Annotated in this window: 22 protein-coding genes; 12 read left to right on the plus strand and 10 right to left on the minus strand. The window is 52.7% G+C overall.

The features are described 5' to 3' along the window. The first annotated feature begins 11 nt into the window (after positions 1-11). The 8 genes from sfsA to panD all read left to right on the plus strand — a co-directional run bounded on the left by sfsA (position 12) and on the right by panD (position 6,720). Positions 12-716 (plus strand): DNA/RNA nuclease SfsA, encoded by a 705-nt coding sequence (gene sfsA / locus FDX19_RS17460; RefSeq protein WP_137383688.1) that lies wholly within the window; start codon positions 12-14, stop codon positions 714-716. Positions 717-893: 177 nt separating this feature from the next. Continuing rightward, positions 894-1,349 (plus strand): RNA polymerase-binding protein DksA, encoded by a 456-nt coding sequence (gene dksA / locus FDX19_RS17465; protein ID WP_003829221.1) that lies wholly within the window; start codon positions 894-896, stop codon positions 1,347-1,349. Positions 1,350-1,445: 96 nt separating this feature from the next. Then, complete coding sequence (gluQRS, locus tag FDX19_RS17470; RefSeq protein WP_137383689.1) at positions 1,446-2,342, plus strand: tRNA glutamyl-Q(34) synthetase GluQRS; 897 nt, start codon at positions 1,446-1,448, stop codon at positions 2,340-2,342. 71 nt (positions 2,343-2,413) lie between these two features. Next, positions 2,414-3,808 carry a polynucleotide adenylyltransferase PcnB gene (pcnB, locus tag FDX19_RS17475; protein ID WP_212734722.1) on the plus strand — a complete coding sequence of 465 codons (1,395 nt, stop codon included), beginning with the start codon at positions 2,414-2,416 and terminating at the stop codon, positions 3,806-3,808. Positions 3,809-3,859: 51 nt separating this feature from the next. Beyond that, complete coding sequence (gene folK, locus FDX19_RS17480) at positions 3,860-4,351, plus strand: 2-amino-4-hydroxy-6-hydroxymethyldihydropteridine diphosphokinase (protein WP_137383691.1); 492 nt, start codon at positions 3,860-3,862, stop codon at positions 4,349-4,351. A 120-nt stretch (positions 4,352-4,471) separates the two neighbouring features. Then, positions 4,472-5,263, plus strand: a complete 792-nt coding sequence (gene panB / locus FDX19_RS17485) for a 3-methyl-2-oxobutanoate hydroxymethyltransferase (RefSeq protein WP_137383692.1) — start codon at positions 4,472-4,474, stop codon at positions 5,261-5,263. 125 nt (positions 5,264-5,388) lie between these two features. After that, a complete protein-coding gene (panC, locus tag FDX19_RS17490; RefSeq protein WP_137383693.1) occupies positions 5,389-6,243 on the plus strand; it encodes a pantoate--beta-alanine ligase in 855 nt (284 codons plus the stop codon). 96 nt (positions 6,244-6,339) lie between these two features. After that, a complete protein-coding gene (panD, locus tag FDX19_RS17495) occupies positions 6,340-6,720 on the plus strand; it encodes an aspartate 1-decarboxylase (RefSeq protein WP_137383694.1) in 381 nt (126 codons plus the stop codon). 5 nt (positions 6,721-6,725) lie between these two features. Here the strand turns inward: panD and FDX19_RS17500 are convergent, their stop codons facing one another. The 4 genes from FDX19_RS17500 to FDX19_RS17515 all read right to left on the minus strand — a co-directional run bounded on the left by FDX19_RS17500 (position 6,726) and on the right by FDX19_RS17515 (position 10,252). Then, positions 6,726-7,955 carry a polysaccharide deacetylase family protein gene (locus FDX19_RS17500; RefSeq protein WP_137383695.1) on the minus strand — a complete coding sequence of 410 codons (1,230 nt, stop codon included), beginning with the start codon at positions 7,953-7,955 and terminating at the stop codon, positions 6,726-6,728. 61 nt (positions 7,956-8,016) lie between these two features. Then, positions 8,017-8,457 (minus strand): PTS sugar transporter subunit IIA, encoded by a 441-nt coding sequence (locus tag FDX19_RS17505; protein ID WP_137383696.1) that lies wholly within the window; start codon positions 8,455-8,457, stop codon positions 8,017-8,019. 101 nt (positions 8,458-8,558) lie between these two features. Next, the gene (locus FDX19_RS17510; protein ID WP_003829467.1) at positions 8,559-9,329 is read right to left on the minus strand and encodes an ABC transporter permease; all 771 of its coding nucleotides are present in this window, start codon (positions 9,327-9,329) and stop codon (positions 8,559-8,561) included. Beyond that, positions 9,326-10,252 carry an ABC transporter ATP-binding protein gene (locus FDX19_RS17515; protein ID WP_048212670.1) on the minus strand — a complete coding sequence of 309 codons (927 nt, stop codon included), beginning with the start codon at positions 10,250-10,252 and terminating at the stop codon, positions 9,326-9,328. The genes FDX19_RS17510 and FDX19_RS17515 overlap by 4 nt, the downstream gene beginning before the upstream one ends. Before the next feature lie 108 nt (positions 10,253-10,360). Here FDX19_RS17515 and can point away from each other — a divergent pair, with 108 nt between their 5' ends. Continuing rightward, entirely contained in the window at positions 10,361-11,023 is a 663-nt protein-coding gene (gene can, locus FDX19_RS17520) for a carbonate dehydratase (protein WP_008786227.1), read from the plus strand. A gap of 93 nt (positions 11,024-11,116) precedes the next feature. Here the strand turns inward: can and hpt are convergent, their stop codons facing one another. The 3 genes from hpt to cueO all read right to left on the minus strand — a co-directional run bounded on the left by hpt (position 11,117) and on the right by cueO (position 15,346). Then, the gene (hpt, locus tag FDX19_RS17525; RefSeq protein WP_003018658.1) at positions 11,117-11,653 is read right to left on the minus strand and encodes a hypoxanthine phosphoribosyltransferase; all 537 of its coding nucleotides are present in this window, start codon (positions 11,651-11,653) and stop codon (positions 11,117-11,119) included. A 278-nt stretch (positions 11,654-11,931) separates the two neighbouring features. Further along, positions 11,932-13,587: a methyl-accepting chemotaxis protein gene (locus FDX19_RS17530; protein ID WP_137383697.1), complete on the minus strand. Its 1,656-nt coding sequence runs from the start codon at positions 13,585-13,587 to the stop codon at positions 11,932-11,934. Between the two features lie 154 nt (positions 13,588-13,741). Continuing rightward, on the minus strand, positions 13,742-15,346 hold the full coding sequence (cueO, locus tag FDX19_RS17535; RefSeq protein WP_137383698.1) for a multicopper oxidase CueO: 1,605 nt from the start codon (positions 15,344-15,346) through the stop codon (positions 13,742-13,744). 153 nt (positions 15,347-15,499) lie between these two features. On the opposite strand from cueO, the gene FDX19_RS17540 reads away from it, so the two are divergent. Further along, the gene (locus FDX19_RS17540) at positions 15,500-15,847 is read left to right on the plus strand and encodes a YacC family pilotin-like protein (RefSeq protein ID WP_001295568.1); all 348 of its coding nucleotides are present in this window, start codon (positions 15,500-15,502) and stop codon (positions 15,845-15,847) included. A 105-nt stretch (positions 15,848-15,952) separates the two neighbouring features. Here the strand turns inward: FDX19_RS17540 and yacL are convergent, their stop codons facing one another. Both yacL and acnB read right to left on the minus strand, forming a co-directional pair. Next, positions 15,953-16,315, minus strand: coding sequence for a protein YacL (gene yacL / locus FDX19_RS17545; protein WP_137383699.1), 363 nt, complete (start codon positions 16,313-16,315; stop codon positions 15,953-15,955). Positions 16,316-16,489: 174 nt separating this feature from the next. Then, positions 16,490-19,087 (minus strand): bifunctional aconitate hydratase 2/2-methylisocitrate dehydratase, encoded by a 2,598-nt coding sequence (gene acnB, locus FDX19_RS17550; protein WP_137383700.1) that lies wholly within the window; start codon positions 19,085-19,087, stop codon positions 16,490-16,492. Positions 19,088-19,490: 403 nt separating this feature from the next. On the opposite strand from acnB, the gene FDX19_RS17555 reads away from it, so the two are divergent. Further along, the gene (locus FDX19_RS17555) at positions 19,491-21,128 is read left to right on the plus strand and encodes a DUF3300 domain-containing protein (protein WP_137383701.1); all 1,638 of its coding nucleotides are present in this window, start codon (positions 19,491-19,493) and stop codon (positions 21,126-21,128) included. Between the two features lie 9 nt (positions 21,129-21,137). Continuing rightward, on the plus strand, positions 21,138-21,932 hold the full coding sequence (locus FDX19_RS17560; protein ID WP_137383702.1) for a DUF2950 family protein: 795 nt from the start codon (positions 21,138-21,140) through the stop codon (positions 21,930-21,932). A 120-nt stretch (positions 21,933-22,052) separates the two neighbouring features. Here the strand turns inward: FDX19_RS17560 and lpdA are convergent, their stop codons facing one another. After that, positions 22,053-23,477, minus strand: coding sequence for a dihydrolipoyl dehydrogenase (lpdA, locus tag FDX19_RS17565; RefSeq protein ID WP_003018686.1), 1,425 nt, complete (start codon positions 23,475-23,477; stop codon positions 22,053-22,055). Positions 23,478-23,499 lie beyond the last annotated feature (22 nt).

Here is a 23,499-nt window from a genome sequence, read left to right on the forward strand (position 1 = left end):
GGGTATTATTCATGCAATTTTCTCCCCCTTTACAACGCGCTACGCTAATTCAGCGCTATAAACGTTTTTTAGCGGATGTGATCACACCTGATGGCACAACCTTGACGCTACACTGCCCAAATACCGGAGCAATGACCGGATGCGCAACCCCTGGTGATACCGTCTGGTATTCAACATCAGAAAATATTAAGCGGAAATATCCACATACCTGGGAATTAACGCAAACCGCATCTGATTCTTTTATTTGTGTTAACACGCTATGGGCCAATCGCTTAACGAAAGAGGCGATTCAGAATGAACTCATTGCGGAGCTTTCTGGCTACAGCATGTTGAAAAGTGAAGTAAAATACGGCGCAGAAGGCAGCCGTATTGATTTTTTGTTACAGGCAGATTCCCGGACTGACTGCTATATTGAAGTAAAATCAGTCACGTTGGCGGAAAAAGAGTATGGTTATTTTCCCGATGCCATCACTGAACGAGGTCAGAAACATCTTCGGGAATTGATGAGCGTAGCGGCTGAAGGTAAACGTGCCGTCATATTTTTCGCGGTACTCCATTCAGCCATTACACGGTTTTCACCCGCGCGCCATATCGATGCAAAATATGCGCAGTTATTAGTCGAAGCACAACTAAAGGGGGTCGAAATTCTGGTTTATAAAGCGGAACTTTCTGCCCATGGTATGACTCTTAAAGAGCCGTTGCCCATTACCTTGTAATGGTGTAAACAACGGGTTAATTAGTATTCTGGCCGCGTGCGCAAATACGCTTTTCCTCACAGGGTTGTCAAGTGTTACGTTTAGATAATTGCTATCCGGAAAAGCATCTGCTATTTATAGCGACCTGATTTTTCCCCCGAACATGGGGATCGATAGTGCGTGTTAAGGAGAAGCAACATGCAAGAAGGGCAAAACCGTAAAACATCGTCCCTGAGTATTCTCGCCATCGCTGGGGTGGAGCCGTACCAGGAGAAACCGGGCGAAGAGTATATGAACGAAGCCCAGCTGTCGCACTTCAGGCGTATTCTTGAAGCATGGCGTAATCAACTCAGGGATGAAGTCGATCGCACTGTGACTCATATGCAGGACGAAGCGGCTAACTTCCCTGATCCGGTTGACCGTGCCGCACAGGAAGAAGAATTCAGCCTTGAGCTGCGTAACCGTGACCGTGAGCGCAAACTGATCAAAAAGATCGAGAAGACGCTGAAGAAAGTAGAAGACGAAGATTTCGGCTACTGCGAATCATGCGGCGTAGAAATTGGTATTCGTCGTCTGGAAGCCCGTCCAACAGCCGATCTGTGCATCGACTGCAAAACGCTGGCAGAAATTCGCGAAAAACAGATGGCGGGTTAATCCCGTAGACTGTTGCATGCCGGGTGGCATTACGCTAATCCGACAGTACCAGGGCGGGAGTTTCTCCCGCCTTATTCTTTTATTTTATCCATCGACATGACAGACAAACCCTATATTGGCCGTTTTGCCCCTTCACCTTCCGGTGAACTGCATTTTGGTTCCCTGGTAGCCGCCCTCGGCAGTTATCTGCAGGCCCGCGCACAGCGCGGAATCTGGCGGGTACGCATTGAAGATATCGATCCCCCTCGTGAAGTTCCCGGTGCTGCAGAGACGATTCTGCGTCAGCTGGAACATTACGGGCTGCACTGGGATGGCGAAATTATGTGGCAGTCGCAACGCCATGACGCCTACCGTGAGGCTCTGGCCTGGTTACAACAACAAGATTTAAGTTACTACTGTACCTGTACACGCGCCCGTGTTCAGAGTATTGGCGGGATTTACGACGGTCATTGCCGTGCGTTACACCACGGGCCGGAAAATGCAGCGGTACGTATCAAGCAACAGCATCCCGTTTTACATTTTAACGACCTGCTGCGTGGCAATATTCACACCGACCCAGAGCTTGCACGGGAAGACTTTATTATCCACCGACGCGACGGACTGTTTGCTTATAACCTTGCGGTGGTGGTTGATGACCACTTCCAGGGGGTAACTGAGATTGTGCGCGGTGCAGATCTCATCGAACCGACGGTACGCCAAATTTCGTTGTATCAGCAGTTCGGCTGGCAAGTGCCGGACTATATTCATCTGCCGTTGGCGCTCAACGAGCAAGGCGCTAAACTTTCTAAGCAGAATCATGCGCCTGCCCTGCCGCAAGGCGATCCACGCCCGGTTCTCATCAACGCGTTGCGTTTCCTCGGCCAGAGCACTGCAATACAGTGGCAAGCGCTGAGTGTGGAAGAATTACTGCAAACTGCGGTGCAAAATTGGGCGCTTACGACTGTGCCGGTTTCAGTGAATGTAAATCCGGCATTCTCAAATGACTCATGCTGAGCTATGATTAGCCGCGATTTTTACACAGCAACACTTGTTCTGACTGAAGTTTGACACTACCGAGGTGCACTATTTTTACCCGAGTCGCTAATTTTTGCCGCAAGGTGCTAAGCCGCGAGGAGCGCGAGGCCGAGCTTGCCGTCGCCCGTCCGCATATGACGGTAATCCCGCGTGAGCAGCACTCTATCTCCCGCAAAGATATCAGTGAAAATGCCCTGAAGGTAATGTACAGGCTTAACAAAGCTGGATACGAGGCATGGCTGGTTGGCGGTGGCGTGCGCGACCTTTTGCTGGGCAAAAAACCGAAAGACTTTGATGTCACCACAAACGCTACACCGGATCAGGTACGGAAGTTGTTTCGCAACTGCCGTCTGGTTGGGCGTCGTTTCCGTCTGGCTCACGTCATGTTTGGCCCGGAAATTATCGAAGTCGCGACTTTTCGTGGTCATCATGAAGGCAGCGAAGCCGATCGTGCAACGTCACAGCGTGGGCAAAACGGAATGCTGTTGCGCGACAACATCTTCGGTTCCATCGAAGAAGATGCCCAGCGCCGCGATTTCACCATCAACAGCCTCTACTATAGCGTGGCTGATTTCACCGTTCGTGATTACGTGGGTGGAATGCAGGATCTGGAAGACGGTATCATCCGTCTGATTGGCAATCCTGAAACGCGCTATCGTGAAGATCCCGTGCGTATGCTGCGCGCGGTACGCTTTGCAGCCAAGCTTGATATGCGTATCAGCCCGGAAACCGCAGAGCCGATCCCACGTCTGGCAACACTGCTGAACGATATTCCTCCTGCACGCCTGTTTGAAGAAGCGCTCAAGCTGTTACAGGCAGGCTACGGTTATGAAACCTATAAAAAACTGCGTGAGTACAGCCTGTTCCAGCCGCTGTTCCCAACCATCACCCGCTATTTCACCGAAGACGGTGACAGCGCGATGGAACGCATCATTGCCCAGGTACTAAAGAATACCGACACCCGTATCCACAATGATATGCGCGTGAACCCGGCATTCTTGTTTGCGGCGATGTTCTGGTACCCGTTACTGGAAACCGCGCAAAAAATTGCCCAGGAAAGCGGTCTGGCCTATTACGACGCCTTCGCGCTGGCAATGAACGACGTGCTGGATGAAGCCTGCCGTTCACTGGCTATTCCGAAACGCCTGACGTCGCTCACCCGTGATATCTGGCAGCTTCAATTACGCATGTCCCGTCGTCAGGGTAAACGCGCCTGGAAGCTGATGGAGCATCCAAAATTCCGCGCAGCCTACGACTTGTTGGCCCTGCGTGCCGAAGTGGAAAATAACGCCGAACTGCAGCGTCTGGCGCAGTGGTGGGGCGAATTCCAGGTGTCGGCTCCGCCTGAGCAAAAAGGCATGCTGAACGAGCTTGATGAAGAACCAGAACGTCGTCGTCACCGTCGCCCGCGTAAACGCGCGCCACGCCGCGAAGGTTCCGCATGACCCATCACGTATACCCTACAAATTTCGGGTCGCATCAAGGCGGTGACACCGATGCAGCTTGAAAGACGACGGGTATATATCGCTATCGGCAGTAATTTAGCTTCTCCACTGGAGCAGGTGAATGCTGCCGTGAAAGCGATCGGTGAAATCCCGGACAGCCAAATTCTCGCCGTTTCTTCCTTTTACCGCACCCCGCCATTAGGTCCACAGGATCAGCCCGACTATCTGAACGCCGCCGTGGCGCTGGATACCGCTCTCGCCCCAGAAGAATTGCTGGATCACACCCAACGCATTGAGCTACAGCAGGGTCGCGTACGTAAAGCTGAACGCTGGGGCCCGCGTACGCTGGACCTCGACATTATGCTGTTTGGCGATGAAGTGATTAACACTGAACGTCTGACCGTACCGCACTACGATATGAAAAACCGCGGCTTTATGCTGTGGCCACTTTTTGAAATCGCACCTGAACTGACCTTCCCGGACGGAACCCGCCTGCATCAACACCTCTCCCTACTCGGTGCAGCAAAACCTGCACACTGGTAAAGTAATCCTTCCCCTTTAGCGTTTACTGCTTTCGCGCCAAACGATTGCTTAAATCAATTGCCCCCCTGAATGTGACTGCTAGAATGCCGTTAAATATGACTTTCACCATCAGGAAATGTTATGAAACCGACAACCATCTCATTGCTGCAAAAATACAAGCAAGAGAAGAAACGCTTCGCGACGATTACGGCCTACGACTACAGCTTCGCGAAACTCTTTGCCGACGAAGGTATCAATGTGATGCTGGTAGGCGATTCACTGGGGATGACGATTCAGGGTCATGACTCTACCCTGCCGGTCACTGTTGACGATATTGCCTACCATACTCGCACTGTACGTCGTGGGGCACCCAACTGCCTGCTGCTTTCCGATCTCCCGTTTATGGCCTACGCTACGCCAGAACAAACCTTTGCAAACGCGGCGGTTGTGATGCGCGCAGGGGCCAATATGGTCAAGATTGAAGGCGGCGCATGGCTGGTCGATACGGTGAGAATGCTGACCGAACGCGCGGTCCCGGTGTGCGGTCATCTGGGGCTGACCCCGCAGTCCGTCAACATTTTTGGCGGCTATAAGGTGCAAGGCCGCGGTGATGCCGGGCAAACGCTACTTGATGACGCACTGGCACTGGAAGCGGCTGGCGCTCAATTGCTGGTACTGGAATGCGTTCCCGTTGAACTGGCAAAACGCATCACCGAAGCGCTATCTATTCCGGTGATCGGTATTGGCGCAGGTAATGTGACTGATGGTCAGATTTTAGTGATGCACGATGCGTTTGGCATTACCGGCGGACATATCCCGAAATTTGCGAAGAATTTCCTTGCCGAAGCAGGCGACATGCGTGCTGCGGTGCGGCAGTATATTGCTGAGGTGGAATCCGGCGTTTACCCGGGCGAAGAACATAGCTTCCACTAATTTTTCTGACGAGATGTCGGCCTGATAAGCGTGGCGCCATCAGGCGGTTCGGTGCACGTTGCCGGATGGTGGCGCAAACGGCTTCTCTGGCCTACAGACCCTCAGGCAACTAAAGGAGTCAAGGTGTGCTAATTATTGAAACCCTGCCGCTGCTGCGCCAGCATATTCGCCGTCTGCGTCAGGAAGGTAAACGTGTGGCGCTGGTTCCCACCATGGGCAATCTACACGACGGTCACATGAAGCTGGTCGATGAAGCAAAAGCCCAGGCCGATGTGGTCATCGTCAGTATTTTCGTCAACCCGATGCAGTTTGACCGACCGGACGATCTGGTGCGCTACCCGCGAACGCTGCAGGAAGATTGTGAGAAGCTGAACAAGCGCAAAGTGGATTATGTCTTTGCGCCGGCAGCGCTTGAGATCTATCCGCAAGGGACAGATTCACAAACCTATGTCGAGGTTCCGGGACTGTCTACTATGCTGGAAGGCGCCAGCCGTCCAGGGCACTTCCGTGGTGTCGCAACCATCGTCAGCAAACTGTTCAATCTGATCCAGCCGGATGTTGCTTGCTTTGGCGAAAAAGATTTCCAGCAGTTAGCATTGATCCGCAAAATGGTTGCGGATATGGGTTATGACATTGAGATCGTCGGTGTGCCTATTATTCGCGCCAAAGACGGCTTGGCCCTTAGTTCACGTAACGGATATCTGACGGCAGAGCAGCGTAAAATCGCCCCTGGCTTGTACAAAGTAATGAGCCGCATTGGCGAAAAATTACAGGCTGGCGAGCGCGAGCTGGAAGAGATTATTGCTATTGCCGCACAGGAGCTGAATGAAAAAGGTTTCCGCGCCGACGATATTCAGATCCGCGATGCCGACACACTGCTGGAACTGACTGAAAACAGTAAGCGTGCAGTGATTCTGGTCGCTGCATGGCTGGGCCAGGCACGGCTGATCGATAATCAAAGCGTTACATTAGCCCAGTAGACAGGGGTTAAAAATAGGGCAATACTGCCTGAGAAATTTCTCAAAGCAGGCCTGTTGCGCCTGCTTAGCCAAGGTAAACGACAGGGTATAGACGTTATGATTCGCACCATGCTGCAAGGCAAGCTCCACCGCGTAAAAGTCACGCAGGCGGACCTGCATTACGAAGGCTCCTGCGCCATCGACCAGGATTTCCTTGATGCCTCCGGTATTCTGGAAAACGAAGCTATTGATATCTGGAACGTGACGAATGGGAAACGTTTCTCAACCTATGCGATTGCGGCTGAACGCGGCTCCAAAATCATCTCGGTGAACGGTGCGGCTGCACACTGTGCTGATGTGGGTGACATTGTGATTATCGCCAGCTTCGTCACCATGTCTGATGAAGAAGCCCGTACATGGCGCCCGAAAGTGGCTTACTTTGAAGGCGATAACGAAATGAAGCGCACCGCAAAAGCCATTCCAGTACAGGTTGCCTGATAGCCCTACCCCTGCGGCTGATTGCTGATCAGCCGCGACATCGTTTCCAGTGAATCCGTTCTTAAAATATAGAGGCGTTTCAATAAGTACGGATTATCCCCAGGCTTCACCTTCCCTCTCACCGTCGTGACCGCCATGTGGAACCCTGCCTCTTTTGCCGCATTGACGGCTATTGCGTTATAGCCGCCAAACGGATACGAAAGATAAATAACATGGGGGTTAAACTGAGCAAGCGCCCGCCGCGAACGCGCAAAATCAAACAGAATATTGTGATAACTGCGACTCAGCAGGATCGGCCGGTGATTGGCATCTACCCGGTGCAAAAAATGGGTATGTGACTGGAAGTCGAACACGTCCCTTATCTCGTTCAGTTCGGAGAGGCTCATAAACTGCAGCGATTTCGGATCCCACTTCTGGGGATGGCGCTTAATACGCGACGAAATAATAAATGCTGTCGCTTTCATCCCGTACTGCCTGAGGACAGGATAAGCATAACGGCTGACCGACTTCAGGCCATCGTCGAACGTCAGCACAACAGCCCGTGCAGGCAGGTTCATTTTATTCTGCACGTAGCCTTCCAGTTGATACATCGTCAACGTGGTGTAACCACGATCCCTTAGCCAGGCCATTTGGTTACTGAACGCACGCACAGAGGTCGTCGTGGAGGTGTGGCGAAAACGGGTATTCTCTTCATCACGCAGAATATGATGGTAGGTCAACACGGGAATACCGTGGTCTTCCTGCGCATCCAGCGCGCTGATATAAGCCAGCCTGCCACCAATGCGGATCTGAAACCAGGTCTGATTAAGTCGGTCTTTGAGCTTACTAATGATGGGATAGCGCAGGTTGTCCGCCAGTACGCCAAACGGTGCACTCCCGACGTCCGGGGCATTATAAACCGGCGTGTCTTTCCAGGTTAGCAGGCTTTGATTGCTGAGCGGCTTGTTGAGGTCGCCTAAACCATCGTCAACCTTCTGCCGGCCCTGAACAGGCTCCAGGTGTCCCTTATCGATAAACCCGGTACCAAAGCCAAAGGAGAATTCATAGTAGTCAGCGGCTATCGGTTCTACTGAGAGGATTTGACCGGCGCGAATATTCCCAACCGTCACCATCTTGTTGCCAATCTGCGCCCAAACGGCAGCCGCTTCAGTGGTTTGCATATAGCGAGCAGGCAACGCCGCAGCAACGCAACCGGAGACCAGGAGTAACAGAACCAACAGAGCGCGCATCACCATATACGATAACCGAGGCGAGAAACCCCGGCTATTGTAGCAAAAGCGCCATCAATACCAATGATTAACACGCATACAAATCATGCTTCAACACGAAGGGGGGATTTTTTTGTTGTTGATGCCAGAGGCTAGAAACTTCGGGCCCGCCAAGCGCGACGATACAATCGCGAAACGCAGAACTGCTCATCGATTCTCGCGACGAAAGCATTCGCTCAAGCAATGGATAGCTGATACCGGAAATCACTTCACACTGGGGATGTTTATGGCTCATTAACGAAGCCACGCGGTAAGGCGCGGCTCCGGCCATATCCGTCAGAAAGATAACGCCCTCACCGGAGTCTGTGGCATGCAGGGCATGGCACATCATACGGCTTAGCATATTTGAACTGAGGCCACGCCAGAAGCTCACCGCCAGGCACTGCACCTGTGGACCGTACTTTTTTTCCAGACGCTGCAGCATATCCTGTGCCTTATCGTCATGACAGGTAATTACCCAACCTAACATCGCCTACCTCCTTAGCAGGCAAGTAGTTTATCAGGGTGATAAATATGTAAGGGTGATAAACATCAAAAGTTTCCTCTCCCGTTCGGGGAGAGGAAAAGGGATTAGCTGCGCAGTCCGCGCCCGCGCTGAATCAGATACCAGCACAGTAAATAAAACGCGGCGATAAACACCACCAGCACACCGAAGGTCGTCACCAATGGTACATCGTGAATACCGAGGAAGCCGTAACGGAAGCCGCTAATCATGTAGACAATCGGGTTCAGGTGCGACAGTCCCTGCCAGAATGGCGGTAACAGCGTTAACGAATAGAAAACGCCCCCCAGATAGGTCAGCGGCGTTAACACGAAGGTCGGGATCAGACTGATATCGTCAAAGGTTTTGGCAAAAACCGCGTTCAGCAAGCCCGCCAGCGAGAACAGCACCGCCGTCAGCACCAGCGTCAGCGCCACGAAGACCCAGGAGTGCACCTGGAACGGAACAAAGAACAGTGAGATAGCCGTGACCAGAATGCCCACACACAGACCGCGTGCCACACCGCCGCCGACAAAACCGGCGATGATTACGTGCGTCGGTACCGGTGCAACCAACAGTTCTTCAATGTTGCGCTGAAACTTGGCGCTAAAGAACGACGATGCCACGTTGGCATACGAGTTGGTAATCACCGCCATCATAATAAGCCCCGGCACGATAAACTGCATGTAGCTAAAGCCGTGCATTTCACCGATCCGTGAGCCAATCAAATTACCAAAGATAATAAAATAGAGCGTCATGGTGATGACGGGCGGCACCAGGGTTTGCACCCAGATACGCATAAAGCGGTGGATCTCTTTCGCCCAGATGCTTTTCAGCGCGACCCAGTAAAGCTGCATCATGCGCGATCTCCTTGTTTTTCATGAACCAGAGAAACAAACAGCTCTTCCAGCCGGTTCGCCTTGTTCCGCATACTCAATACCTGAATACCCTGAGCGCTCAGCTGCGAGAACACGCTGTTCACCCCCTGCTCGCGCAGAACTTCAACTTCCAGCGTTGAGGTATCAACCAGACGGTATTGATAGCCTTCCAGCTTAGGCAGTGGACTTTTCGCCGCCAGATCGAGAATAAACGTCTCAGATTTGAGCTTGGAGAGCAGATTCTTCATCGAGGTATTTTCTACCAGCTCACCGTGCTGAATAATGCCGATGTTCCGGCACAGCATTTCCGCTTCTTCGAGGTAGTGGGTGGTTAGAATAATCGTCGTACCTTTATCGTTTAAATCCTTCAAAAAGCCCCACATTGAGCGGCGTAATTCAATATCAACACCGGCAGTAGGTTCATCGAGGATAAGCAACTTTGGCTCATGCATCAGCGCGCGGGCAATCATCAGGCGGCGCTTCATCCCGCCGGAAAGCATACGCGCACGCTCATTGCGTTTTTCCCACAGGTCGAGCTGTTTTAGATAAATTTCGCTGCGTTTAACCGCCTCTTTATACTCAACGCCGTAATATCCCGCCTGATTTACCACAATCTGCTGCACGGTTTCAAACGGGTTAAAGTTGAACTCCTGCGGCACCAGCCCAAGCTGACGCTTGGCGTTAACCGTATCTTTATCAAGATCGTACCCGAAGACGCTCACCCGCCCGGAGGTTTTATTCACCAGCGAGCTGATAATACCGATGGTGGTGGACTTTCCCGCGCCATTGGGACCTAGCAGCGCATAGAAATCACCCGCTTCGACTTGCAAATCTATGCCCCGCAACGCCTGAACGCCACCGGGATAGGTTTTTTTAAGTTGTTGAAGTTCCAGAGCAATGGTCATGGTTTTTTACTTACCTTACGTTCTGACATTTTATATATAGTTTAAATAATGCTGGAGTTACCCTATATTAGCCCATCGAATTTATCTGGCTTCGGGTTGTACGACTCCATGAAAGACATAGATACACTCATCAGCAACAATGCACTATGGTCAAAGATGCTGATAGAAGAGGATCCCGGATTTTTTGAAACGCTGACACATGCACAAAATCCGCGTTTTCTATGGATTGGATGTTCCGATAGCCGCGTTCCCGCTGAACGTTTAACCGGTCTTGAACCCGGTGAACTGTTTGTTCACCGTAATGTGGCTAATCTGGTTATTCACACCGACCTGAACTGTCTCTCAGTGGTTCAGTATGCGGTGGATGTGCTGGAAGTGGAACACATTATTATTTGTGGCCACTATGGATGCGGCGGCGTCCAGGCAGCTATTGAAAATAAAGAACAAGGGCTGATTGATAACTGGTTGCTGCATATCCGCGATATCTGGTTTAAACACAGCTCACTGCTGGGCGAAATGCCGCAGGAACGTCGCATGGACACCCTGTGCGAACTGAATGTCATGGAGCAGGTCTATAACCTGGGCCATTCGACAATCATGCGTTCAGCCTGGAAACGCGGTCAGAAAGTGACGATTCACGGATGGGCTTACGGTATTCATGATGGTCTGCTGCGCGATCTGGACGTCACGGCCACCAGCCGCGAAACACTGGAACAACGCTACCGACAGGGGTTGTCGAACCTCAGCCAGAAGCACAGCAACCATAAGTAAGGTGATATTGCCGGGTGGCGGTTACGCCTTACCCGGCCTGCAAATCAGCGCCATAGGCCTGATAAGCGAAGCGCCATCTGGCGCTCCAGCCCATTACTCGTCCAGCAACACCACTTTGCCAACATACGGCAGATGGCGATAACGTTGCGCATAGTCAATGCCGTAGCCAACCACGAACTCATCTGGAATGGAGAAACCGATAAACTCGACCGGTACATTCACTTCACGGCGAGAAGGTTTATCCAGCAACGTACAAATCGCCAGAGATTTAGGTTCACGCAGGCTCAGGATTTCACGCACTTTTGACAGCGTGTTGCCGGAGTCGATGATGTCTTCAACAATCAGCACGTCTTTGCCGCGAATGTCTTCATCCAGGTCTTTGAGGATTTTAACATCACGCGTGGTGGACATTCCGCTGCCGTAGCTGGAGGCGGTCATGAAATCGACTTCGTGGGAGACATGCACTTCACGGCACAGGTCAGCCATAAACATAAATGAACCGCGTAACAGGCCTACCAGCACCATATCACTGCCGCTGTCCTTGTAACGCTCGTTAATCTGACGTCCCAGTTCGGCAATACGCGCTTTGATCTCCGCTTCCGGGATCATGACTTCTACAGTATGTTTCATAAAAGAAATAACTCACTGATTTTTATCAGTTAACACATCATGCAAATCGAAAGAAAGCACTTACCTTGATACACCGACAGAGAGACGGTGGCTCGCACTAAGCACAAAACTTGCGACAGCATACAAACAATTCAGTGGGTGAAGTATACCAGCAAAGAGACCGCATTCCTCTGATAGTTACTCAGAGAACCTGCGCACGCATTTTAACGCGCGCTGAATACACAAAAGCCGGGCAACAAACCCGGCTTTTAGCGTGAGCAAAATCGCACTTTTTCAGGTCAGAACGTTTCCCAATGTTGATCCTGGGTAGTAGAGACAACGCGCTCCTGGCGCGGAGCGTCCTGCGGTGGTTTTCGTACCCCACTCACCGCCTTCTCGCGGGTAATACGAAATACCGCAACGGCCTGCCGCAACTGCTCGGCCTGTTGCTCCAGTGAGGCCGCCGCCGCCGCAGACTCCTCTACCAGCGCGGCGTTTTGCTGGGTAACGCTGTCCATCTGCGAAACCGCGAGGCTAACCTGTTCAATCCCCCGACTCTGCTCTTCAGAAGCAGACGCAATTTCGCCCATAATATCGGTCACACGGGTCACCGCCGCGACAATTTCTGCCATGGTTTTACCGGCATCCGAAACCTGCTGCGATCCCATGCCTACACAGTGGGTTGAATTATCAATCAGCGCTTTGATCTCTTTTGCTGCCTGGGCACTACGGCTTGCCAGAGTCCGGACTTCACCTGCTACGACCGCAAAACCGCGCCCCTGTTCTCCGGCTCTGGCCGCTTCTACCGCGGCGTTCAGCGCCAGAATGTTGGTCTGGAATGCAATACTGTCGATAACGTTCGTGATCTGCGCGATTTGCTGCGAACTGTCCGCTATTTCACTCATCGTATGAACAACGGTGTCAACAACACGACCGCCGCGAGCGGCAGTATCAGAGGCATTTTTCGCCAATTGGGTGGCCTGTTTCGCATTGTCCGTATTCTGCTTCACTGTCGCAGTCAACTGCTCCATGCTGGCGGCAGTTTCCTCAAGCGAGGCCGCCTGCTGCTCGGTGCGCGAAGAAAGGTCATTGTTGCCCGAGGATATTTCAGCGGCCCCGGTATGAATTGACTCCGAACTATTGCGCACGGCTGTGACTGTCGAAATCAGCGACTGTTGCATCTCTTCCAACCCCATCGCCAGTCGGCCCATTTCGTTGCGACCTTCAACATTAAGCTTATGGGTTAAGTCGCCACCGGTAATGACGCGAATATGCTCCATAATCTGCGCCAGCGGTTTAAGCAGGATGTGTTGCAACCCGCTCCAGATCATGCCCAGAACGATCAGCACAACCAGAACGATGCCTCCCAGCGTCCACTGCATACGGGAAAAACTGAGCTGATTCTCCGCAGCAGCGTGCTGCAGCAGCGCATTATTCTCGTTTCGCCAGTGGTCATAGCTCGCTTCCATCTCATCCTGCGCTTTCTGGGCATCAAGATCGCCATAAGCCTGATAGTTATTCGCTCGCAGATACTCAATCGATAATTTCATCACTTCGTGCATCTGGCGATACTGCTTTTCCATTTCACTGGCGATCTGCGGATCTTGCCCTGTAACCTGTGGTAATCCCTGATACTGGGCGAAATAGCCTTCGGCCTTCTTCATTGAATCACTGGCGGTATTGAGCAGCGTGTTAATCGCGGCCAACGAGGCGGGATCGCGCTGATTTTTTAAAAAGCGGATGGCGACGCGCGTCACCGTAACACGGGTTTTAATCAACGTATTGACGCTGTCACTCAGATTTTCTTGCTGAGCGTTGAGGGTGCCTGAGTTCTGGAAATTATGCCTGTCATTGTTTACCGCAGAATAAAACAGGCTTCCCGTAACGGCCTGCAGTAAACAGAAAATGGCGAGAACCAGCAGGATACCGGTAATAACACGAATATTTTTAATCACGTTTTTTCATCCATTGAACTCACATTGGGTACATGATGATTATCGGCCCCAAAGGCGATTACTTTATGTTCAATGGCAGAATATGCAGGGGATGTGCCTGACCCGGCCGACAAGAAATATCCTGCTGGCCGGGCAAGCGTAGAGATGTCGTTGTTTAAACCGTAAAACCGAGCATCATGCCGGTGTCTTCGTGCTCCAGCAGATGGCAGTGCGCCATATAGGCATGTTCTTTCGGCGCATCGTGGTCAAACTTCACCAGCACCTCGCTGACGCCACCTTCGACACGCACGGTGTCCTTCCAGCCTGCGCGATGCGCGGCTGGCGCTTTGCCATTCTCAGACAAGATGCGGAACTGCGTGCCGTGAATATGGAACGGATGCAGCATCATGTCACCCTGACCGGAAATGACCCAGCGTTCATGCTGGCCTTTCGTCGCGGCAAACATCGGTTTATTCATATCAAAGGGCAGGCCGTTAATCCGATTGGCGTTATGGAAATCAAACGACCCGCCATGTTTCATATTGCTCATATCACCCTGCTTCATGCTGCCCATATTGCCGTGATTCATATTGCCGTGACGCATGTTGCTGCTGTTCATATGGCCCATCATTTGCCCGTGATCCATCCCGGCCATCGCCTGATCGCCATACTTTTGCATCAGCATCTGCATGCCCATCATGTCGAGCATCGGGTCCATCGACAGTTGCAGTTTACGCACCGTCAGTCCATCCAGAGAAGGCAGCGCTGGCAGGGTGGTCAATGTATCCGGCAGCGTCCCGGAAGCGGTAATAAGCAGCGGTTGAATACGCATCACCGGATGTGGCTTATCAAATGGCGCGATCGCCATCCCCATCTGGCTCACCGGCAGAGTGACCAAATCAAAGGCTTTTCCGTCGCTCACATCCACCAATACTTCAAAACGCTCACCCATCAGCATCGGCAGTTCGGTCACTTTAACCGGCTCAGCTAACAATCCACCATCACTGGCAATCACATACAGGGGACGGTTATCGCTAGCCGCGATATTAAGCGAGCGTGCATTACAGCCATTCAGCAGACGCAGGCGCAACCAGCCGCGTGGTGCGGCATGTTGTGGGTAAATCGCCCCATTGGTTAGCAGCGTATCGCCAAACCAACCGACGGCGGCGGTCATCATATCCAACTGGTAATTAATTTGTCCGTCAGCGGAAAACTGTTTGTCCTGAATAATCACCGGCACATCGTCGATACCCCACTGCTTCGGTAGCAGTAGTTTGCGGATCTCGTCATCTTCAATCAGCACCAGTCCGGCCAGGCCCATCGCAACCTGACGTCCGGTTTTCCCGTGTTGATGTGGATGGAACCAACAGGTTGCTGCCCGTTGCGCAGGGGTAAAGGTCACTGAACGCTTCCCACCCGCCGGAATAACGCCTTGCGGCCCGCCATCGACTTCTCCAGGGATTTCCAGCCCATGCCAATGCAGCGTCGTCTCTTCGGCCAGTTGATTATGGATATCCACGCTCACCGCCTGACCTTTATTCAGTTTTACCGCGGGTCCGAGCACGTTACCGTTATATCCCCAGGTGGTGGCGGTTTTCCCGGCAAACGTCGACTGCCCAGCTTTCACAATCAGCTGTATGCGATTAGAAGCATCCGCAGTTAGCAGGTCAGGAATGGGTAACGCAGGACGGTCAGCCGCAAAAACGGTGCGGCTCCACAAAGGTAAAGCTGACGCGACGCCCAGCGCCACGGAGTACTTTAAAAAGTCACGACGTTGCATATTCATTTCCTTATATTCAGCAGCTTAAGCAGGCTATCTTTTAAGCATAAGCCCTCCCCCTACGGGAAGGTCAAGTGAACGGCTGATAATAAAGGTCGTCGCTTCGCTCGCAGTATGCTAACGTTTAATTTCCGTGATGCAGTGGTAGAAGCAATGAAGACGTTTTTCAGAACAGTTTTGTTCGGCAGCCTGATGGCAGTATGCGCAAATAGCTACGCGCTTAGTGAATCCGAAGCCGAAGATATGGCCGATTTAACGGCAGTTTTTGTTTTTCTGAAAAATGACTGTGGCTACCAGAATTTGCCCAACGGGCAGATACGTCGCGCACTGGTCTTTTTTGCTCAACAGAACCAGTGGGACCTCAGTAATTACGATACCTTCGATATGAAAGCACTCGGTGAAGACAGCTATCGCGATTTGAGCGGTATTGGGATTCCGGTCGCGAAAAAATGCAAAGCGCTGGCGCGCGACTCCTTAAGCCTGTTGGCTTACGTCAAATAAGGCACCGTGCCCGATGGCGCTACGCTTATCGGGCCTACGAACGGAGAATGACATCGTGGTGCCAGGCCGGGCAAGCACAGCGCCCCCGGCAGAGGCGAGTGCAAATTAACGCTGTTGCACAAATTCACGATACGCGGCAACCACCTGCAAGAAATCTTCAACGCCGCACAAAGATAAACTCTCTTCGTCGTAGTAATTCATTCCCTCTTCCATTTCATCGCCCGTGAACTCCAGTTGATTGGCGCGAACCATAACCTCTTCGCCATCCAGCCAGAGCGTGTATTCATGCCCTGCTCGCTGCCAGGAACGTTCACTGCCTTTTACCGCACGCGCCGCCTGTTCCACTTCATCAAGCAAGGCCAGGTTATCTTTCACTTCTTCATTAAACCAGTGCCCCACAACTTCATGGCCCATGGACATACGCACCAAAACCCGCCCGGTAACATCGCGCAGAAATTCGTAATCCATAATGTCTTCCTCTGCTCCCGGCAATGCGCCAATACCGCATTGCACCTTGCTGTAATTATCGCAGCAGCGCGGCAGAAAAAAAGTGTAGCGGGTATAAGGAATGGAAATAAAAATGCCCGGAGAAGTCAGCTTCTTCGGGCATTGATGCGTTTTTACGCTAAATGTGGTCGCGAATTAAACCGCAGTCTGGAAAATCACGCTATCTGCTTTCTCGGTGTACTGAGAGAGCTGGTCAAAGTTCAGATACCGGTAAGTATCTACGGCCGTTTTATCTACCTGCGCCACATAGGTCTGATACTCTTCCGCCGTCGGCAGTTTACCGATCAGCGCAGCAACCGCCGCCAGCTCTGCAGAAGCCAGGTAAACGTTCGCCCCCGTACCTAAACGGTTCGGGAAGTTACGGGTCGAGGTAGAAACGACTGTCGCACCGTCTGCCACACGCGCCTGGTTCCCCATGCACAGTGAACAGCCCGGGATCTCGATACGCGCACCGCTCTTACCAAAGACGCTGTAATAGCCTTCCTCGGTGAGCTGTGCCGCATCCATACGCGTTGGTGGAGCAACCCACAGACGCGTCGGCAACTGGCCTTTATGCGCATCCAGCAGTTTACCCGCGGCACGGAAGTGACCAATGTTAGTCATGCAGGAACCGATGAACACTTCGTCGATCTTCTCGCCCTGCACGTCAGACAGCAGACGCGCGTCGTCCGGATCGTTCGGTGCACACAGGATCGGCTCTTTGATATCCGCCAGATCGATGTCGATCACTGCCGCGTATTCGGCGTCAGCATCGGCTTCCAGCAGTTGCGGGTCCGCCAGCCATTTTTCCATACCCTGAATGCGACGCTCCAGCGTACGACGGTCGCCGTAGCCTTCGGCGATCATCCACTTCAGCAGAACGATATTGGAGCTGAGGTATTCAACGATTGGCTCTTTGTTCAGCTTGATGGTACAACCGGCAGCGGAACGTTCAGCGGACGCATCGGTCAGTTCGAATGCCTGCTCAACTTTCAGATCCGGCAGACCTTCAATTTCCAGAATGCGGCCAGAGAAGATGTTTTTCTTACCTTTCTTCTCAACGGTCAGCAGACCTTGTTTAATCGCGTACAGCGGGATGGCATGAACCAGGTCACGCAGGGTGATACCCGGCTGCATTTTGCCTTTGAAACGCACCAGAACAGATTCCGGCATATCCAGCGGCATCACGCCAGTCGCAGCCGCGAACGCCACCAGACCAGAACCCGCCGGGAAAGAGATACCGATTGGGAAACGGGTATGGGAGTCACCACCGGTACCGACGGTATCCGGCAGCAGCATACGGTTCAGCCAGGAGTGGATTACGCCATCACCCGGACGCAGCGACACGCCGCCACGGTTCATGATGAAGTCAGGCAGAGTATGGTGGGTGGTCACGTCAACGGGTTTCGGATACGCAGCGGTATGACAGAACGACTGCATCACCAGGTCAGAAGAGAAGCCCAGGCACGCCAGGTCTTTCAGTTCATCACGGGTCATTGGGCCAGTGGTATCCTGAGAGCCGACGGAAGTCATCTTCGGTTCGCAGTAGGCACCCGGACGGACGCCGGTTACGCCACAGGCGCGGCCAACCATTTTCTGTGCCAGAGAGAAACCACGGCTGCTTTCCGCTACATCTTTTGCCTGACGGAATACATCACTGTGCGGCAGGCCCAGCGCTTCACGCGCTTTGGTAGTCAGACCACGACCGATAATCAGCGGAATACGGCCACCGGCGCGCACTTCGTCAACCAGTACATCGGTTTTCAGTTCGAAGGTAGCCAGCAGTTCGTTGGTTTCGTGGTTACGCACTTCGCCCTTGAACGGGTAAACGTCAATCACGTCGCCCATGTTCAGGTTGCTTACGTCTACTTCAATTGGCAGCGCGCCCGCATCTTCCATGGTGTTGAAGAAGATCGGTGCAATTTTGCCACCCAGACACAAGCCACCACCGCGCTTGTTCGGTACATGAGGGATATCATCGCCCATAAACCACAGTACGGAGTTGGTCGCAGATTTACGCGAAGAACCGGTACCCACAACGTCACCCACGTAGGCCAGCGGGAAACCTTTTTTCTGTAATGCTTCGATCTGTTTGATCGGGCCAACGACACCCGGCTGATCCGGCTCGATACCTTCACGGGCGTTTTTCAGCATCGCCAGGGCGTGCAGCGGAATATCAGGGCGAGACCACGCGTCCGGGGCCGGAGACAGGTCATCAGTGTTGGTTTCACCCGTCACTTTGAAGACGGTAACGGTGATTTTTTCAGCCAGAGCAGGACGGTTGAGGAACCATTCGGCATCAGCCCAGGACTGCATCACCTGCTTAGCATATTCATTGCCCGCTTTGGCTTTTTCTTCTACATCGTAGAAGTTATCAAACATCAGCAGCGTTGAAGAGAGCGCTTTGGCGGCAATCGGCGCCAGTTTTGCATCGTCCAGCGCATCAATCAGCGGATGAATGTTATAACCGCCCTGCATGGTACCCAGCAGTTCGATGGCTTTTTCTGGCGTGATCAGCGGAGAGGTAGTGTCACCTTTAGCGACAGCGGCGAGAAAACCGGCTTTAACGTAAGCGGCTTCATCTACACCAGGGGGAACGCGGTTAATCAACAGGTCTAACAGGAATTCTTCTTCGCCCACAGGCGGGGTCTTCAGCAGCTCGACAAGTGCAGCCATTTGGGTTGCGTCTAAGGGTTTCGGCACAATCCCCTGGGCAGCACGCTCAGCTACGTGCTTACGGTATTCTTCTAGCACGACGATATCTCCTCGCTCTCATTGTCATAATGCGGCGCTTTTGTAGATGGGCGATTCTCTTCACGCTCCTGTGAGACAGCAGTTAGTAGGGTAAATGCCCGGTACCGCAAAAGGCACAATAACAGGATTTTCGTTGGGTGTTAATCTGTTTACAAAAAAGCAACATAAAAAATTGGCTGAATCGTTAAGGATGGTCTAATGCTCTTCGCAATGGCAAAGGGGAATGACAATTTCGCCCGCAATGTTTAGTCACAATATTTAGCTTCCTGATAATAAACTTGCGTTAACGATCCCAAGATTCGTCAAAAATTAAACTATTGTCTCTTTATACTCACGGAACACTGCACCCACTGGCGGCAGGCATAATGACTATGACGATTCTTAATGAGTCGGGAGAGATAAAATGACGTTGCCCTTTAAGCCCCATATCATTGCTCTGGCGTGCAGTGCAGGGTTATTTGTCGGTGCGGGCGTGCTGTTTGTAAACAGCCGCACACCAGAAGCCCCCTCGCAGCCAGCCCCGGCAGTAGCGCCTCAACCGCCCGTTGCGGCGGCTCCCGCAGTCGCCCCGGTGGCGCCAACCACGTATACCACCGCTCAACTCGATCAGTGGGTTGCCCCTGTTGCGCTCTACCCTGACCCGTTACTGTCTCAAGTGCTGATGGCCTCAACGTATCCGTCAAACGTGGTGCAGGCAGTCCAGTGGTCGCGTGATAATCCGACACTGCAAGGTGACGCCGCCATTCAGGCAGTGTCCGGCCAGTCATGGGACCCCAGCGTGAAGTCGCTGGTGGCATTTCCGCAACTGATGGCCCTGATGGGCGAAAACCCTGACTGGGTACAAAACCTGGGGAATGCGTTTCTGGCACAGCCACAGGACGTGATGGATGCCGTACAGCGCCTGCGTTTGCTGGCTCAGCAAACAGGCTCGCTAAAATCCACACCGCAGCAAACGGTCACGAACACCCAGAAAACAACCGTGGTTCAGACACCGTCATCATCAACGACGAAAGTGACCAGCAGCGCGCCCACCTCGACGGTTATCAAAATTGAGCCGACCGATCCACAGGTGGTATATGTGCCGAACTACAATCCAACCGTTGTTTACGGCAGTTGGCCTAATACCGCCTACCCACCTGTCTATCTGCCGCCCCCTCCGGGCGAGCAGTTTGCCGATAGCTTCGTCAAAGGTTTCGGCTATAGTCTGGGCGTTGCGACGACCTATGCGCTGTTCAGTAACATCGACTGGGATGACGACGACCATCACCATGATGATGATTATCATGACCATGACGGCCCTCACGGCGGTAATGGCTACCAGCACAACGGAGATAACATCAATATTGATGTTAACAATTTCAACCATATCTCCGGACAAAACCTGAAAGGGCAAAACATTGCCTGGCAGCACAACCCTGCATACCGTAACGGCGTGCCTTACCAGAACGACGCGGTCGCACAACGTTTTCATCAGACCAACGTTAGCGGGGGATTAAGCGCCACTCAACATACACCGACCACCGCTGCCACACGAGACAGCCAGCGTCAGGCCGCAATGACGCAGTTCCAGCAGCGTAGCCAGACCTCCCCGGCAAACCTGTCGGGTCAGACATCGCGGGATGCTCAACGCAAAGCCGCCTCTTCACAGCTAAATCAAATAGCCCAGCGCAATAACTATCGTGGCTATGACGAAACACAAAACAACAGCCGTCGTGAAGCAGCACAGAAGACGCTGAATAAATCCACGACGCAACAGCAGCACCGCTCTGAGCTGAAGTCAAAAGCTCAGCAGCATCCGGTTTCACAGCAGCAAAGGGAAACCGCTCGCCAACGCGTTGAATCATCCAACTCGCAACAACGTCTGGCCTCCCGTCAGAATACGCATTCAAACGTCTTCAGCGGGAATGACAGCCGCTCACCGTCGTGGCAGTCCCAGCAACTGCGTGGGCAGGAAAGCCGTCGCGCGGGCAACCTCAACAGCGGGCAGCGCGCTGCGGCACGTGAGAATTTTTCTGAGCACCACGAATTTCGCCGTCGTTAACCGGAGCCGATGATGAAAAAAATTATGTTAAGCGCCCTGTTGCTCACCTTGCCGCTGGTGAGCTATGCGCAACAGGCGTTCACCTCCCCCGAAGACGCGGCCAGTGCATTTGCCGCTGCGGTGGCGCAGCAAAATGAAGAGCAGCTCACGGCGCTACTGGGTGAAAACTGGCGACATTTTTTGCCACCAGAAGGGGCCGATCCGGAAGCGGTGGCACGCTTTAATCGCGACTGGAAGGTGAGTCATCACATTGTGCTGCAGGACAACATGGCGCATCTCAACGTGGGGCAAGATGACTGGCAGTTACCCATACCGATGGTAAAAACCAGCAAAGGCTGGGCGTTCGATATGACCGAAGCCCAGGAGGAGATCCTCACTCGGACGATCGGCCGCAACGAGCTTTCTGCCATCGAAGCACTGCACGCCTACGTTGACGCGCAGCAAAGCTATTACGCGCTGAACAAATCGTATGCGCAAAAAATTGTCAGTAGCGAAGGTAAAAAAGATGGGCTTTACTGGCCCGTCGCACCAGGCGAAGCGCCAAGCCCTCTGGGACCCGCCTTCAGCCCACAAGAACCCGGTACAGGCTATCACGGTTATCGTTTCCGCATACTGCCGGACAAAGCCAGTGGTTTTGCCATGATTGCGTGGCCGATTAGTTACGGGCACACCGGGGTGATGAGCTTTATGATTAGCGGCGATGACAATGTTTATCAGGCCAACCTTGGCGAAGCATCGCAACAGAAAGCGCAGGCGTTAACCACATTCCATCCGGATAAAAACTGGCAGCCTGTAGCACCGTAAAGCGAGGTTAAGCCGTAGGCCGGGTTAGCGCTAGCGCCACCCGGCATGTTGCCTGAAATAACGGGTAGCTTTAGGCAAAAAAAACGCCTCCAAAGAGGCGTTTTCACAAAAGCGGGAAGATTACTTTTTCTTCGCTTTCGGGTTTGGCAGGTCAGTAATGCTACCTTCGAACACTTCTGCCGCCAGGCCCACGGACTCATGCAGAGTCGGGTGCGCGTGGATGGTCAGTGCGATATCTTCAGCGTCGCAACCCATTTCGATCGCCAGACCGATTTCACCCAGCAGCTCGCCGCCGTTGGTACCGACAATCGCGCCACCGATAACACGATGAGATTCTTTGTCGAAAATCAGTTTGGTCATACCGTCTGCGCAATCGGAAGCGATAGCACGGCCAGAAGCAGCCCACGGGAAGGTGGCGGTTTCGTAGCTGATGCCTTTTTCTTTCGCTTCTTTCTCGGTCAGGCCAACCCATGCAACTTCTGGTTCAGTGTAGGCAATGGATGGGATAACTTTCGGATCGAAGTAGTGTTTCTTACCGGCGATAACTTCAGCGGCAACGTGACCTTCGTGAACACCTTTGTGCGCCAGCATCGGCTGACCGACGATATCGCCGATAGCAAAGATGTGCGGCACGTTGGTGCGCAGCTGTTTGTCAACACGGATGAAACCACGGTCATCAACTTCAACGCCAGCTTTGCCCGCGTCGAGGTTTTTACCATTCGGTACACGACCGATAGCAACCAGTACGGCATCATAACGCTGTGCTTCAGCAGGCGCTTTTTTGCCTTCCATGGAAACGTAAATACCGTCTTCTTTCGCTTCAACGGCAGTCACTTTAGTTTCCAGCATCAGGTTGAATTTCTTGCTGATGCGTTTGGTGAAGACTTTCACCACGTCTTTATCGGCAGCCGGGATAACCTGGTCGAACATTTCAACCACGTCAATCTCTGAACCCAGCGCATGGTACACGGTACCCATTTCCAGACCGATGATACCGCCGCCCATTACCAGCAGGCGCTTAGGAACAGTTTTCAGTTCCAGTGCATCGGTGGAATCCCACACGCGCGGATCTTCATGCGGAATGAATGGCAGTTCGATCGGACGGGAACCCGCCGCGATGATCGCGTTGTCGAAGTTGATCACGGTTTTGCCGTTTTCGCCTTCAACTTCCAGGGTGTTTGCCCCGGTAAATTTACCCAGACCGTTAACCACTTTCACTTTACGGCCTTTGGCCATACCCGCCAGACCGCCGGTCAGCTGAGTGATAACTTTTTCTTTCCAGGTACGAATCTTGTCGATATCGGTTTTCGGTTCGCCGAAAACGATACCGTGTTCAGCCAGTGCTTTGGCTTCTTCGATAACTTTTGCTACGTGCAGCAGCGCTTTAGAAGGGATACAGCCGACGTTCAGACAAACACCGCCAAGGGTGCTGTAACGTTCTACGATGACGGTCTCCAGACCTAAATCTGCGCAACGGAAGGCAGCAGAGTAACCTGCAGGGCCTGCCCCAAGTACCACGACCTGAGTTTTGATTTCAGTGCTCATCATGACCTCTTAATTTATACCC

Origin of the sequence: Citrobacter sp. wls619, from assembly GCF_005281345.1 — a bacterium.
In the GTDB taxonomy this organism is placed as follows: domain Bacteria; phylum Pseudomonadota; class Gammaproteobacteria; order Enterobacterales; family Enterobacteriaceae; genus Citrobacter.